This window comes from Corynebacterium accolens, assembly GCF_023520795.1.
In the GTDB taxonomy this organism is placed as follows: domain Bacteria; phylum Actinomycetota; class Actinomycetes; order Mycobacteriales; family Mycobacteriaceae; genus Corynebacterium; species Corynebacterium accolens.
Map to the genome: position 1 here is coordinate 2283827 of NZ_CP046605.1, position 15200 is coordinate 2299026.

At 55.9% G+C, this 15200-nt stretch carries 9 protein-coding genes and 2 pseudogenes; 8 read left to right on the plus strand and 3 right to left on the minus strand.

Features of this window, described 5'->3' with window-relative positions; translation table 11 throughout:
• Positions 1 to 35 precede the first annotated feature (35 nt).
• Positions 36 to 3392 (minus strand): exonuclease domain-containing protein, encoded by a 3357-nt coding sequence (locus CACC_RS10750; protein WP_005279779.1) that lies wholly within the window; start codon positions 3390 to 3392, stop codon positions 36 to 38.
• 309 nt (positions 3393 to 3701) lie between these two features.
• Between CACC_RS10750 and CACC_RS10755 the strand changes: the two are divergent.
• The 5 genes and pseudogenes from CACC_RS10755 to CACC_RS10775 all read left to right on the plus strand — a co-directional run bounded on the left by CACC_RS10755 (position 3702) and on the right by CACC_RS10775 (position 9468).
• Positions 3702 to 4919, plus strand: a pseudogene (locus CACC_RS10755) (IS3 family transposase).
• Positions 4920 to 5018: 99 nt separating this feature from the next.
• Positions 5019 to 6211, plus strand: a protein-coding gene (locus tag CACC_RS10760) for an IS3 family transposase (protein ID WP_155802809.1) whose coding sequence is annotated in 2 segments (ribosomal slippage) — positions 5019 to 5298 and positions 5298 to 6211 — 1194 coding nt in all. Because the reading frame shifts where the segments join, the coding sequence is not laid out codon by codon here.
• 305 nt (positions 6212 to 6516) lie between these two features.
• Positions 6517 to 7497 carry a dihydrodipicolinate synthase family protein gene (locus CACC_RS10765; protein WP_005279776.1) on the plus strand — a complete coding sequence of 327 codons (981 nt, stop codon included), beginning with the start codon at positions 6517 to 6519 and terminating at the stop codon, positions 7495 to 7497.
• A gap of 101 nt (positions 7498 to 7598) precedes the next feature.
• Complete coding sequence (locus tag CACC_RS10770; RefSeq protein ID WP_005279775.1) at positions 7599 to 8594, plus strand: ROK family protein; 996 nt, start codon at positions 7599 to 7601, stop codon at positions 8592 to 8594.
• 163 nt (positions 8595 to 8757) lie between these two features.
• Positions 8758 to 9468: an N-acetylmannosamine-6-phosphate 2-epimerase gene (locus tag CACC_RS10775; protein WP_005279774.1), complete on the plus strand. Its 711-nt coding sequence runs from the start codon at positions 8758 to 8760 to the stop codon at positions 9466 to 9468.
• Between the two features lie 19 nt (positions 9469 to 9487).
• On the opposite strand, the gene CACC_RS10780 is transcribed toward CACC_RS10775, so the two are convergent.
• Positions 9488 to 10204, minus strand: coding sequence for a FadR/GntR family transcriptional regulator (locus CACC_RS10780; RefSeq protein WP_050755831.1), 717 nt, complete (start codon positions 10202 to 10204; stop codon positions 9488 to 9490).
• 430 nt (positions 10205 to 10634) lie between these two features.
• Between CACC_RS10780 and CACC_RS10785 the strand changes: the two genes are divergently transcribed.
• The 3 genes from CACC_RS10785 to CACC_RS10795 all read left to right on the plus strand — a co-directional run bounded on the left by CACC_RS10785 (position 10635) and on the right by CACC_RS10795 (position 14339).
• Positions 10635 to 12143: a sodium:solute symporter family protein gene (locus CACC_RS10785; protein ID WP_005279771.1), complete on the plus strand. Its 1509-nt coding sequence runs from the start codon at positions 10635 to 10637 to the stop codon at positions 12141 to 12143.
• A gap of 41 nt (positions 12144 to 12184) precedes the next feature.
• Complete coding sequence (locus CACC_RS10790; RefSeq protein ID WP_005279770.1) at positions 12185 to 13489, plus strand: N-acetylglucosamine-6-phosphate deacetylase; 1305 nt, start codon at positions 12185 to 12187, stop codon at positions 13487 to 13489.
• A gap of 82 nt (positions 13490 to 13571) precedes the next feature.
• The gene (locus tag CACC_RS10795; protein ID WP_005279768.1) at positions 13572 to 14339 is read left to right on the plus strand and encodes a glucosamine-6-phosphate deaminase; all 768 of its coding nucleotides are present in this window, start codon (positions 13572 to 13574) and stop codon (positions 14337 to 14339) included.
• An 83-nt stretch (positions 14340 to 14422) separates the two neighbouring features.
• Here the strand turns inward: CACC_RS10795 and CACC_RS11760 are convergent.
• Positions 14423 to 15174: pseudogene (locus tag CACC_RS11760) on the minus strand (ISL3 family transposase).
• Positions 15175 to 15200: the final 26 nt, after the last annotated feature.

Below are 15200 nucleotides of genomic sequence, written 5' to 3' on the forward strand. Positions count from 1 at the left end.
TGCGTTATTTCAGTCCCCTTGCTCCATGAAATCCCCTAGAGCTCCTGAATGAGGTCAGCGATCTCGTCCTGGTGGCGGTGACGGAAGACCGCCACAGTTCGCCGGCGCGGCGCCTGCGGGCTCAGCCCCAGCATCTCGTTAACTCGAGCTAGCGAATCTTCCGTCGATTCACCCGGCTGCATCAGCGTGCCGTCAAGTCCCACGAAGTCATAGAGGCGAGCCAACCCAGCCTCATGATGCTGGACAGCAGGTGCGATCGAGACATCAAAGGTCTTTTCTTTGCCCAGCTTGAGCCACACCCGCTGGCCCTCGTGGACACCGAGCTCGTCGAGGAACCGCTTTATCGTTGACAACGAGACTTGCTTGAGACGATTGACACGAACAAACTCCTCACCTAACCGGCTACTCAGCGCACAGCTCTCGCCCACTTTTACTCCGTAGTAAGCAGCAATGGGCGTGGGCACTGCGAAGCCGCTGCCACGCAGGTGGTCCTTGTTAACTGTCAGCAAGAGGTGCCAGTCGCCGTCACGGAGATAGGCATCGCGGGCATCTGCGATATCGCCCTCCATGACGTTTCCAGACTCATCCACTCGCGCAATAACCATGCCGTCGCGAGTCTCAAAATCTCCATTGGCCGCATATTGGCGGATCGAAAGTTCTGAAATTCGCAATCGCTCTGCCTGCGCTAGCAGCTCATTCAAAGCAATCGCAGGGACTTCCTGCGAGGAACCTGCGGCATCGACAACCATATGAGTACGGGTACTAGCGGCCAGGCGCGTAGAGATCCAGCTAGCAATACTCTTGAATTCCTCGTGACCCCACTCCGTCAGCGCCCATTGATCGGCAGAGACTTTTGTCAGACGAGGGTCGATGGAGAATTGATTAGAAGCAGACCGTGAGCTGCCACCCCCGAGGGTATCCATGATCGCTTCTGCAGTCATCGGCTCACCGTTTATAGCAAGCACGCTCACGGCACGGTCTTGGTAGCTGCCGACCTTTGTCAGCACGTAGTTGTCCAAGACTGCGACCTTAAGTTCATCGTTGGTCACGATGTACTGCTCCAGCCGGTCCGGCGTAACTTCTAGGCCCACGGCGAGTTCATCAATCCGAACAATACCGTGGTCATCCGCCAGCGTTGTTAGCCTCTCTGACAAGGCCTGAGTGAAGCCATTGAACACCAACCAGCCGTTAACAACTTCCCATTGCTTGCCAATGCGCGTGAAGATTTCACCGAACGTTGCGTCAAACTCGGCTGGCTTTCGTACGAGATCAGGAAGCTCCCTTCGGAGCTCATCCACAGGCAAGATTGGACGGGCACGCTTACCCACAGCCGCCACAACTTCTTTAAAGAGCGCACTATCCTTCTCAAAATCTTCCGCCAATTGTCGCTCCAACTGACGGATCCTCTCGCGCGTGAGACCAAACGCGGCACCGATGGAATCCAACGTCGCCTCACCAAGCCAACGGCTGCAAGCGATTCCGCGTTTGCGTTCATCACCGCCGGTGGCTCGAACGAGCTCATCCACGGCGCGTTGGAACAAAGTCCGCACTGGGGATTGCTGCTCCAGGTGTTCAGTAATTATGGGTACCTCAGCTGCGACGGCACTTGGTAACGACGCAACTTCTACAACCGCGCCATTTAGCTGTGCCCACCCGATGTACAACGCGGCTTGGTCCAACGCGCGGATTTCTTCGGACGTTCGACCCAAAAACTCAGCAGCGCGCCCAGCGGAGTCATCGTCGCTAAAAGGATTCTCACCAAAGGGGATGTCACCATAAGGGTTCTCCGCTGCGCCAATGCTATCGATCACCGCGGCATTTCCGCTGTCACTGGCTGCGAGAACCACAGCTTCCACCATGGCCACAAGCTTGTGTTCGCCTACTCCTGGTAGGTCACGCAAGTCCTCCACGGTTGCCTCCAGCGGTTGCGGGAACCGCGCAAACCACTGTGTGTACCCGCTCTTGTAAGAGCTTTGCACCTCGATCTCACTAAACGGTGTCAACTGGGGTGAGAGCTCCAGAAGTTTCTGTCTTGGGTGCTTGGCGCACCACTCCACCGCCAATGCCTTTGTGCCAGTATGCACACTTGTGCCAGAAACGCCAGTGCTCCACGGGAAGATCCCGTAGGTTTCTGTCAGATCAAGTTCAGCAGGCTGCGCCGACAGGTCCTGCTCCACGAGTTGCCCGCCCCCAGACATATTGCCCAACAGACGAGCAAAGGTCGTCTCACCAATAATTGGGACGCCATACTCCCTGGCCTTGCGCGCTTTTCCACTCATGGAGTCAGGGTTCGCTGCAACGAGTAGCACGGACTTCTTCGTCACGCCGCCGACGCTTAGCCCTACTGCCATTGCGCGACGTTCCCATTCTTCTCGGGGAAGATCGAACTGCCCCGTAAACGTCACTCTATCCCCAACAGACAGGCTGATGCCCAGTTCACTTTCCCCTCGCTGTGGTGCCGCAAGGAGTGCCTCGGCGGTATCGGCAGGCAGCCCCAGCTGCTCGTTGAGCAACAGCAGCGTGGCACGTTCTTCCTCTGTCACCTCACCATCAAGCCAAACCTCTACGGCGAGCTGCCGAATAAAATCTTCATGAATACTCATCACGTCATTGCTGGTGAGACCCTCCTGCTGTGCTTGGTTCTGCAGCTCGGCAATTTCAGACTTGGAAAGTTCCTTATCTACCAACGCTGCCGCGAGCAGTTTCTTGTACTTCTCCGCGTCTCCGGAGCCTTCAGGTGCTGCAGTATCTGCCAGGCGGGCCAGCCATTCACCACGCTTGTGTGTCAAATCTTCTGCCAATGCGGTGCGAGGTAGAAGCGCGCCGCGGGCAGGAAACTCATGCGGCGGGAGGGTAATTGCTCTGCTGCTTATCACCACATCAGTCCCTTGGCTAACCAGCTGGGCAAACAGCTCTGCAGTCGCCAATGCATCTGCCAGTGCCGAGTGCGGACGGGCATTTGTAATCCCAACAACTTCCAAGGCGTGCTCAAGGGTTGTGCCCTCGCCTGGATACGTCTGCTGGAACAACCGCTTGGTATCAACCACCCACGCCCCGTAGTTAGGCCACGCCACCCCTAAATTAGAAAACTCCCTCTGCAAGAACCGCACTTCGAAAGGCGCATTGTGTGCGACCACCGTGCGCCCGTTGAGAAGTTCGAAGAATTCCCCTGCGACTTCGCCGAAAAGGGGCGCATCCACAACGTCAGTCGGTGTGATGCGGTGAACGAATGAGTTCGGAATATCCCGCTGCGGCTGCACCAAGGTCTCCCACGTTGACTCCACCTCCCGGTTGTGGTCCAACAGAACCACACCTATCTCGATGACTCGATCAGTCGAACCAAAGCCTGTGGTCTCGAAGTCAACGACGGCGTATCGCTTAGAGGCAACCATGGGGCCTTCCTTCTAGCTTTTTGGATCAATGCGTTGGGCTACTCAATTGCGCTGCACACCACATCATATGTGTCGACATGTCTCGAGTCTGTCGGCCTGGCCCAGAAGTACCTTGAATTCCAATCAGAACATGCACAATAGACTGCATGTCGAAACTGGGCCTGACCCCCGGACAGTGGACACGTCGGGGGTTAGCTATGCTGCTTTGGTCAATGTAGCTGAAGTCTCGGCTTCAAAGACATCAGGGGCTGAGGTTACCCTCGTTTAGTGGACACCCGATTAGTGCGGATCTTGTGTCCGTAAGAGAGGATGTTCATTGTGAGTCAACAACGCCAGAAATACACACCTGAGTATCGACGCGAAGCCGCGAACCTGGTAATCGAATCGCAGCGCCCAATTGCTCATGTAGCGAAAGAAATTGGTGTCGCACCTGGTCTTTTAGGCCGATGGGTAAAAAATGAGCGTCAACGCCGAGGATCCTCCGATGGATTAAGCGAGGCTGATCTTCGTGCTGAGAATGCTCGTCTGCGCCGTGAGCTGGCAGAAGCCAAGATGGATAACGAGTTTTTGTCAAAAGCGACAGCCTTCTTCGCCGCAAGGCAACGCGAACAGAAAAGTTCGAATTGATGCAGCCAGAGAAGGCTAACTACAGCATCAAGCGCATGGCACGCTTGTTGAAGGTATCTCGGTCTGGATACTACAAATGGACCCATACACAGCAGCAACGACTATCCGGCGAAGATAATCGTGCAGCATTTTACAATGATGTTGACCGCAAGATTCACCAGATTTGGAAAAACTCCGACGAGGTCTATGGTGCTCCGCGGATCACCGCAGAGCTAGGTGAGCGCTACCAGATCAGTGTGAATCGCAAGACTGTGGCTAAGCGGATGCGTCTGATGGGCATTGAAGGGATTTCACCGCGTGCTTTTGTGCCGGTGACAACGATTCAATCTAAGCGTAAGTCCACGCTTCCTGACTTGGTCCGGCGCATGTTTGATACCGGTGAGCTTAACCGAGTGTGGATGTCAGATATTACTTATCTGCGCACTGGTGAAGGCTGGTTGTATTTGTGCGTGGTCCGCGATGGTCATTCCCGCAGGTTACTGGGCTGGGCTATGGATAGCGTGCAAGACACAAGTTTGGTCGAACGGGCCCTGCGGATGGCGCACACGCTGCGTGGTGACGTTGCTGACGGGCTGGTGTTTCACGCCGACCGTGGGACACAATTCACCAGTGAGAAGCTCTGGGAGGTGTGCCGCAGCCTAGGGGTTGCTCAGTCTGTGGGACGTACCGGAGTGTGTTTCGATAATGCGATGGCCGAGTCGTTCTGGTCGACGCTGAAAACTTAAGTTCTACGACCGTAAGCGCTGGCCAACCCGTGATGCCGCACGCAAGGCCGTTGCCTACTGGATTGAAGTAGTCTACAACCGTCGGCGCCGGCACTCCGCACTCGGGATGGTCAGCCCCGTCGATTTCGAAAATCACATCACCCAAACCAGAAACGAAGAAAAAATCGCTGCCTAACCGCTAGGTAGCTCCACTACGTGTCCAGGACCTGACCCCCATGTGGTGGACACCTGATATCCAGCCCAGTCGAGCTGGGAAGAAAGGTAATCTACCACCATGTCCAGGTACTCCGAACAGTTCAAACGCGATGCCGTGGCCCTCTATGAGAACAATGAGGACCTCTCGCTGAACTCAGCATCAGCCGAGCTCGGAATCAATCGAGCCTCGCTGCATTCTTGGGTCAAAAAGTACGGCACCGGCAAACGTGCTCGCACAAAGGCCATGCACGATAAAGCCCAAGCGGCGAATGATTCCGAGCGAATCCGCCAGCTAGAAAAAGAGAACGCAAAATTGCGCGAAGAGCGCGATATTCTGCGCAAGGCCGCCAAATATTTTGCCGAAGAGACACGCTGGTGATCCGCTTCCAGTTTGTCTATGACCACCGAACCGAGTACTCGGTCAAGCGGATGTGCCATGTGTTAAAGCTCAATCGCTCCTCGTTCTACAAATGGGTCAATACCCGCGAAAATCGCAGGTTAAAGATGTGCTCTGATGCTCTTATTGGTGCAAGAATCAAGACCATCTTCGATGATGAGCACGGGCTTTATGGTGCCAAACGCATCGCCGCAAGCCTCAACGACGATACGGACCTCGGCCCGACCAATCATAAGAAGGTCGCACGCATCATGAAATCGATGGGGATCAAAGGCTTTACCAAACGACGTCGATGCATCACCACCAAGCGCAAGCCTGGCCACCGTGTCATGCCAGATTTAGTAGGCCGCAATTTCACCGCTGACAGGCCGAACCACGTCTATGTAGGCGACATCACCTACCTGCCGTGCAAGGGAGGCAAAAACATGTATTTGGCTACAGTCATTGACACCTATTCACGGAAACTTGCAGGTTATGCACTCGCAGACCACATGCGTGTCTCACTGGTCATCGATGCCCTAGCCCACGCACACGGTGTGCGTGGCAGTCTTGACGGGGCTATTTTCCATTCCGATCACGGCAGCGTGTACACCTCACAAGCGTTTAGAAACTACTGCTCGTCGCTGGGTGTACGCCAATCCATGGGCGCGGTGGGAACGAGTGCCGATAATGTCCTGGCAGAGTCATTTAACGCCACCTTAAAACGTGAAGTGCTGCGTGATCGGAAAGTCTTTGATAATCCCATTATCTGCCGTCAGGAAGTCTTCCGGTGGTGCATGCGCTACAACACCCGCAGGCGCCACTCCTGGTGCAATCTTGTGGCTCCTGATGTCTTTGAAGCCGAGACTTCAGCTATACTAGCTAAAGTCGCATAGTTAACCCCCGATGTGTCCACTTTCCGGGGGTCGGGCCCCCACGATTTGCGGGCAACCCCAACACCTCTTTGCTTTGTTGTCAATATTGGCGAGTTATCTTGTGTAGATGTGCTGATAGTAGAGCGGATTTATGGGTGAGTTTTAATGATGTTTACTGTTTATTATCTCAGCGAGTATTCGTAGCTTCAGCTGTTAATTTTTCGGCTACAAGCTAGGCAGCTGCGCGGTCACCGAATCAGACGTATGATGTCTTATGACTAAGGATTTCGTACAGATATTTCGCATCTAACCGGAAGGTAAAGACCATGTCCGCCACTACACAAAGTCCAGCCACTACCCAGCGCTCCGCGGCTACCCAGCCTGTGAAGGGTGTGGTCCCACCCGTACTCACGCCACTGAATGATGACTACTCCATCGACATCAGTACCCTTAAACGCCACGCTGAACGCCTGATCAAAGCCGGCGTCCACGGACTATTCGTCCTTGGCTCCTCCGGCGAGGTCGCATTCCTCACCCGCGAGCAACGCCGCGAGGTCATCGCCGCCGTCATCGAGCAAGCCCAAGGGCGCGTACCCGTCATTGCGGGTGTGATTGATATGACCACCCCACGGGTCATTGAGCATATTAAGGACGCCGTCTCCCTCGGCGTGGACGGTCTGGTCGCCACCGCCCCGTTTTACGTCCGTACGCACGCGGTGGAAATTGCGGAGCATTTCCGACAGCTCCACGCCGCAGCGCCCGATACCCCGCTGTACGCCTATAACCTGCCGGTGAGTGTTCATACTGTTCTAGAGATTGGGTCATTAGTTGAGCTAGCCAGCGAGGGTGTTCTTGCAGGTGTGAAGGATTCCGGGGGTAATGATGGGTACACTCGTGCGTTAATTCTTGCCCGCGATAAAGCAGGCGTGGAAAACTTTGTGGTGCTGACTGGCTCCGAAACCACTGTGGATTTCGCGTATCTTGCCGGTGCTGATGGCGTGGTTCCGGGGTTGGGGAATGTGGACCCAGTGTCTTATGTCACACTGCACGATTTACTGGTGAAGGGCGAGTTCGCGGAAGCAGCGCGTGTCCAAGCTAGGATCACGGAGTTATTTACCATCGTTGGTGTGGGTGATGCCTCCCGTATGGGCGGAAGTTCCCAGGGCTTGGGTAGTTTCAAGGCGGCGCTGCATCACCTTGGGGTATTTCCTTCTGGTTTGATGTCCCGTCCACACGTTGCGCTGAATAGTGACGAGCGTGCGGCAATTGCCACCATTGTTGACGCGGCGAAGATCATTGAACCATAAGCACTGGCCATTGAATCTGAATGTACGCCGATGCTGACCCACCCTTGTGAGTATCGAACTCACACTTGTATAGCCAACTATCCCTTATGTAGCCAAATATTATGACTGTGACACTTGCTTTAGACGTTGGGGCAACAAAAATTGCCTGGGGTTTCGTAGATGATGACTCGCCTATGACAGCGCGATGTGTGGGCAGAATCCCCGCCCAGCCGCGGGGAGCCACGACGGGCGAACAGATACAGAAAGCTATTGCTCAGGCCGTGGATACTTCTGGTATTCACCCCACCCGCATAGGGATCGGCGCGCCGGGTGTTGTGCTCGCCCCTCAAGGACAGGTGGTACATAACGGCGATACGATCACGGGCTGGTCGGGGACAAATATTCGTGACCTGGCACGTGAGGTTATTGGTGTTGCCTGCGCGGTTCATAATGATGTGCGCGTATGGGCGTATGGTGAGTTGGCTGTGGGGCAGGCTCGGGAATTTCAGTACGGGCGGGTGTTGTATTTATCTTTGGGCACTGGCGTGGGGGGCGCGGTCAGCGATGATGGCGCACTTTTGCCCAGCCGTACTGGTTCAGCGGGGGAGTTTTCCGAGCTGCTGAGCGTGGACTGCCGGGGTTGTGCGGATCGTGCGGAAAACCTTATGAGCGGTAATGCATTGGCTAGTTACTACCAGGCACTGTCCGCTGAGTCGGCGCAGCCTGGCGCAGAGACCCCAACCGTTGAGCCGGCGCAGCCTGGCGTTTTACAGGCGCACCGGATTTCCTGGCGACGCCGCGATGAGCTGGCGATTACCTTGGAAGAAGTCGTGGAGCGGATGAATCAGGGCGATGAGCTGGCTTCGTGGATTATCCGGAGCAATTCTTATGGTCTCGGGCGGGCAGTAGCGGGGTTGGTGTCCGGATTGGATCTTGATGCTGTGATTCTTGGTGGTGGGGTCAGCCAGATTGGCGAACCTGTGGTGGAGCCGTTCACGCGCGCTATCGCCGATCATGTGTTGGCGCCGAATAAAGGGGTTGCGGTGCGGGTTACTGGGTCAGCGTCCACAGCTCCGCTGGTTGGTGCGGCGGCATACGCACGCGACCACGCCTTTTAGCTCACCCGTTGCGTCACGTCCCGCGTACCCCCGCTGCACATCGCCCGCGCCCGAGCAGTCCTGCCACCGCCCGCTACGCCCGCTGCGTCCACTGCCCCCCGCCACGCCCCGCACTCACCCTCTACCCAGTTTCGATAACACCATGTGAAAGGTTTCATCCACGATGTTCCAGTTTGATAGCAATGACCTCGATCGGCGCCGCGCCCAGGTTCTTGATCTTATCCGCGGCACGGTGACTGTATCGGTGCAGGCTCCGGACGGCCACCCGATGCGTGATACTCATACGTTGACCCGTGTCGCTCGTGCGTGTGTGGCAGGCGGCAGCCGCGCGATTCGTTGTGGTGGCTACGGGGGAATCCAGGATGTTGAGGCTATTGCGCAGGCCGTGGACGTGCCGGTTTTTGGCCTGACGAAGGAAGGCGGCGAGGGCGTGTATATCACCCCGACGGTGGAGTCTGTACGCCAGTTGGCGGCGGCGGGTGCTGCGGTGATTTGTGCAGACGCCACCGATCGCCCGCGTCCGGATTCGTCGACGTATGCCGATCTTGTGGAGGAATGCCACCGTCTGAATGTATTAGCGATGGCTGATTGTTCCACGCCGGAGGACATGCTTCGGGCTCATCAGTGTGGTGCGGATATTATTTCCACAACGTTGGCTGGCTATACGGAGTCTCGGGCGAAGACCGCGGGTCCGGATGTGGAGTGTTTAGCTGACGGTCGTGCGCGGTGTGGGCAGGAAGCGTTTATCATCGGGGAGGGGCGGTTTGCCTCCCGTGAGGATGTGCAGGCAGGTCGAGCATCGGGGGCGGACGCCATCATCATCGGCACAGCCATTACCGATCCGGCGTGGATTACTCGACAGTTCAACTCCTAAAGGTTCAGCGTCTCCAGTGTCACAGCGATTCTAAGATCGGTTCATAGTGCAGATAAACAGCTGCTTTATAGGCGTCGAGGTTGTTATCGCGTAGTGCATTGATGATGTTCTGGTGTGCCTGTACGGTTTTTATGAGGTCTCGGGGCGCTGGTATTTGCCGTAGGGGGATGACGTTCATGTGGACTTGCCAGAGTGCGTCATAGAGTTCGCGGATGATGGGGTTATCGATGTTGGATAGCAGGATGTGGTGAAAGCGCCGGTCTTCGTCCGCGAAGTTTTCGGCGTTGGCTTGTTTTTCCCCCATGGCGGTGACTAGTGCATGTAGTTGTTCATGCGTGGGGGTGTCCAGCTTCCTGGCGATTTCTCGGCCGATTGCCAGGTCCATGGCTTGGCGTGTTTCTACGACGTAGCGCAGGGTTTCGAGGTTTTCGTCTGCGTCTAGGGTCGCCCGGAAGATTAAGCCTTGTACCAGTGAGGTTAATGAGGCATTGGATACGAAGGTTCCTGTGCCGTGGCGTACTTCTACGATGTCTAGGGTGGCGAGGATACGCATGGCCTCGCGCACGGAGGATCGGGAAAACCCCAGTTCGGCGCACAGTTCAGCTTCGGTGGGCATGGTATCTCCTGGGGATAGGGAATTGTCCCGGATGAAGCGTTTGATACCTTCGACGGCTTGTTGGGTGGTGGAGGAAAGGGGTGTTCGTGCCCCATCGATTCCCCACGGTGAACTGTGCACGGCGTGTCCTTTCTGTGTTTGTTGCGCTGGGTTTGTGGAGTCAGGTCGGTTGAGTTTATGTGATTTTATGTCAATGACCCTGATGGTTTCACGTGGCCGCCGTAGGCGGGTCCGCTGGTGCTGCGGACGTGCGTGTCAGCGTGCGTGTCGGCCTGGGCGTGCCAGTGTGCGCGCCGGTGCCTGCTCGTGGAACCTGGTCGTTAAACCCCCCTTAACAGGGGGTATTTAAAAGATTTCCTCTAAGGGCATTCTGTACATCAGACGTCTGATGTATTCTAAACTTCGCAATGTTTTTTGGTGTACGGCGTGGCTACATACGCGGCTGCGATATATGGCTCTGTGATGTGTGCTGTGCCGTACGGCGCGGCGCTGATTATAAAGGGCTGCGCAGGTTGTGACGTGCGGCACATATTATGAAAGGGGGGCTGCAATGCAATCATTTGGCACTGTCAACTGGATCGTGTTGATCCTCTATCTCCTCGGCATGCTCCTCGTGGGGGCTTATTTTGCCAAGCGGGCAGTTCATGGACAGGATGAGTTTTTCAAAGCGGGCGGCCGCATACCCGGTTGGGCGGCAGGCTTTTCCATCTACGCCACCACATTGTCTGCTGTTACTTTTATGTCCACCCCAGAAAAGGCGTACTTGACAGACTGGGGATATTCGGCAGGTAACCTGGCCATTTTCGCCATCGTCCCGCTGCTGATCGGTTTCTATGTACCGTTTTTCCGAAAGTTGGACGTCACCACCGCCTACGAATACCTAGAGGAGCGCTTTTCTGTCGCCTTGCGCGTCATCGGTTCCCTCCTATTCGTTCTCTACCATATGGGGCGTATTGCTATCGTCGTGTATCTGCCAACGCTGGCGATCACCTCTGTGGCGGACATGAACCCCCTCATCGTTGCTGCCTGTGTTGGTTTCTTGTGCGTGATATACACCTTCTTGGGTGGCATGGAGGGCGTGATTTGGTCCGATGTTATCCAAGGTATTTTGCTGCTTGCGGGTGCCGCCGTGGTGATTCTTGCGGCAATGTCGATGACTCCGGAGGGTTTCTCCGACGCTTTGTCACACGCCGCCAGCGAGGGTAAGTTCTACTCCTCACAGAACTTCGCTACTGATGCAATCTTTACCTCCATTCCATTCATTTTCATCGGCAGTATCCTGAATAGTCTGCATCAGTACACGTCCTCGCAGGATGTTGTGCAGCGCTACCAAACTACACCAACGATCCAGGCGACCAAAAAATCCCTGATTGTTAACGGAATCCTCGCGCTCGTGACCATTCCACTGTTCTACGGCATGGGAACCGCACTGTATAACTTCTACGAGGCCAAGGGTGGTCTACCCGAGGGCGTGAACACTTCCGCCGTGGTGCCGTATTTCATTCTTTCCGAACTGCCAGCTGGTATCGCTGGGCTGATCATTGCCGCTATTCTCGCGGCAGCGCAGTCCACGATTTCTTCATCACTGAACTCTATTTCTGCCTGTGTTGTGGTGGATATTTACAATAGGTTCTCGGATAAACAAGCCTCTGTGATGTTCTCCCGCATTGTGATTATCATCGCCGGAATTTTCGGCGTGGGCGTGGCTCTATATCTTGTGGCGACCAATCAATCGGACCTATGGGACCTCTTCTTGTCCATCACCGGCCTGTTCGGTGTGCCGCTGACAGCCGTCTTTGCCCTAGGTATTTTCACCAAGACGGCCAATTCCCACGGCGTGCTGATTGGTTTGGCTTTAGGCGCTGTTGCCGCATTTTTCGCAGGAAAGATGGGCCAAGGTCCGTTCCTGGTCTCTACCGTGGCATTCGTGGTGACTCTTGTCGCCGGTTATGTTGTATCCCTGATATTCACCAGCAGGCATACCCATGACATCACGGCATTAACAATCTACGGCAAAGATCAGGAGTATATCCGCCGCGCCCCAGCACTGGCGAAGTAATCACCATGACCACGTGGTGATGTGACCTACCATCGATAGTTATGACATTCTCAGGACCACGCATTCTCACAGGCCGGTTTATCACCGAATCCGTTACATGTGATCACGCCCAAATCCGGCTGGATTCCCATGGCGTCATTGAGAGCATCGAGCCTGTCTCCGAGGCTGCGCCCATCACCACCGCACCCGCCACCCCCGCGTCTATCACCACCGCAGGCGCTCCCCGTGAAGGCACCGTCACCACGCTCGCCGCCTCCGATCGGATCACGTGGGTGCCGGGGTTCGTTGATCTTCACAACCACGGCGGTAATGGCGGGGCATTTCCCACCGGTGAACTGCAACAATGTCGAGCCGCCGCAGCCTACCACCGCGCCGCCGGAACCACCACGCTTCTAGCCAGCACGGTATCCGCCACACGCGATGATCTGCTTGCCCAGCTTGATATCCTCACCACGCTATGCCAGGAACGAACCATTGACGGTATCCACCTGGAAGGGCCATTCGTTAACGCCTGCCGCTGTGGCGCCCAGAACCCCGCAGCGATCATCGACGGTGACCCAAAGCTCTTCGCCGAACTGCTGGACGCGGGCGCCGGACATATTGTGTCAATGACCTTCGCCCCGGAAACCCCACATGCCCGTGAGCTGGTGAGCATGTGCGCGCGCCATCATGTTATTGCGTCGCTGGGCCATACGGATGCCTCCGCGCATCTCACCCGGAGCATTCTTGATCACGCCCGCGAGGTTGGGGCGACAGTCACCGCCACACACCTGTTCAATGCCATGCCACCTCTGCATCACCGCCGGCCTGGTGCCGCGGCCGCGCTGGTGACTGCGGCCAGTGCGGGTGAGGTATTCGTGGAGCTGGTGGCGGACGGCACCCATCTGGATCACCACATGGTCGATATGGTGTGGGCTGCCGCGCCGAATAATGCGATGGCCATTACGGATGCGATGGAGGCCGCAGGTTTGGAGGATGGGGAATATATCCTCGGCGCGCTTGATGTTCAGGTGCGCGGTGGGGTGGCGCGATTGGCAACACAGGATGGTAGCGCCGGTGCGATTGCCGGGGGAACATCCACGCTGCTTGATCAATTTCATGCCTTTCGGGCGCGTCATGGAGTGCATGATGCTGTGCGGTTTACCTCCGCGAATGCTCGGGCTGTGCTGGAGGCAGCAGGTCAGAGCCACGCTGGGGCGACAACGGCGGAGCACGGCGGGGTGGCTGAGCACAACAGTGTTGGGCCGGGGTCACTATTGCATTGCCCGGCGCCGGAGGTTGGCCAGCCAGCGCGGTTGGTGGGTCTCAACCCGGACGGCACGATTGCGGAGGTTATCCGCGCATGAAAAACAACGACCGCGAAACTACACACCGCGAACATAAACACAGCGGTAACCCCGCGAAACATAAAGATAAGAAAGGACCATCATGAAGATTCTTATTCGTCACAGCCCCGAGGATGTCGCAACCACCGCCGCGCAGATTTTCGCGCAGCACATTACCCCTGGCGCGCGGATAGGTTTAGCCACCGGCTCCACGCCTTTATTGATGTATCAGGAACTTATCCGGAAATTCCAACGCGGTGATCTTACATTTGCGCAGGTAGATGCTTTTTTGCTGGATGAATACGTGGGTTTGCCGAAGGAACATAGGGAGTCTTACTACGCCACTATCCGCCGCGAGTTCACTGAACATATTGATATTGCGGATACTGCCGTTCACTCGCCGGACGGCACGCATACTCACCCGTGCCAGGCGGCTAGGCAGTATCAAGAGCTTATAGACGCCGCACCTATTGACATTCAGCTCTTAGGCATAGGAGCTAATGGCCATCTGGGGTTTAACGAACCAACCTCTGCGTTGACCTCCGTGACTCGTGTGAAAACCTTGCACCCGAGGACTGTGCAGGATAATGCGCGTTTTTTTGATTCAGCCCAGGACGTGCCTCACCATGTGATTACTCAAGGTTTGGGAACGATACAGAAAGCATCCCACCTCTTATTATTGGCGACTGGCGAAGCCAAGGTGGAGGCCGTGAAGGCAATGGTGGAAGGGCCGTTAAGTGCATTTTGCCCGGCGTCTGTGTTGCAACTGCACCCACAGGCCACGGTTGTGCTTGATGAGGCCGCGGCTGCTGCCCTATCGGATAAGGACTACTACCGTTTCGTGGAAGAACACCAACACCTGGTGAGTTAGGGCTATGAATTTTTTGGGGCTGTGAGGTTAGGGTTTATGGCTACCGGTGGTGTGCTGTGCAGGATTAACCGGCTCTTCGGGTTTTAGAGTGCATTGATTTTGTGTTGGATGTTGACGGCGTGGATGAGGCATCGCAAGATGTAGTGGTTGAGGTTGCAGAAGCCGAGGGCGATGCCGCGTAGGAATTCTAGGCGGGCGTTGATGGCTTCGACCGGCCCGTTGGATACTTTGTAGTCGAAGTAGGCGAGGACGTCCTTGCGGCGCTTGTTCATGGTCTGGCCCAGCTGCTCGATCTCAGCGATCCCGGCGTCTTTCATGCCAACAAGCGTGTCAATGAGCATGCTCATGGCTTTCTTGGCTGCTTGCTGGGATTGTTGTAGCAGCTAATGACTTGTTGGTAGTAGTTCCAGGTCTCTTGTAGCCGCGCGTAGTCGTCGAAGTCAAACAGCTCCTCAAGCCTTCTGCGCTGTTTGTCGGTGAGTAGGTGCTCGGTGGTCAACAGCGTTTTCCGATTGCGGTAGAGCGGGTCTTTGCTCCGGTTACGCCGGCCTTTTGTTTCTCACTGGATCCTGGTATGACACGTGGTGAGCTTGTCATCGGCAAGGCGTACAACGTGGAACGGGTCTATGACTTGGGTGGCTTTTGCAATGACCTCGCCAGCGGCGGTGGCATAGCCTTGGAAGCCGTCCATGCTGATGATTTTGACGTGATCGCGGAACTGCTCGCTTTGATTATTCAGCCATGTTCGCAACGCGTTAGCGCTTGTTGCTGGGACAACGTTAAGAAGCCGGGCGGGGCGGATGACGTTTGCATCCTTGTCGTGGTGGTCGGTCATATCGACGATGATGGTGACGTATCCGT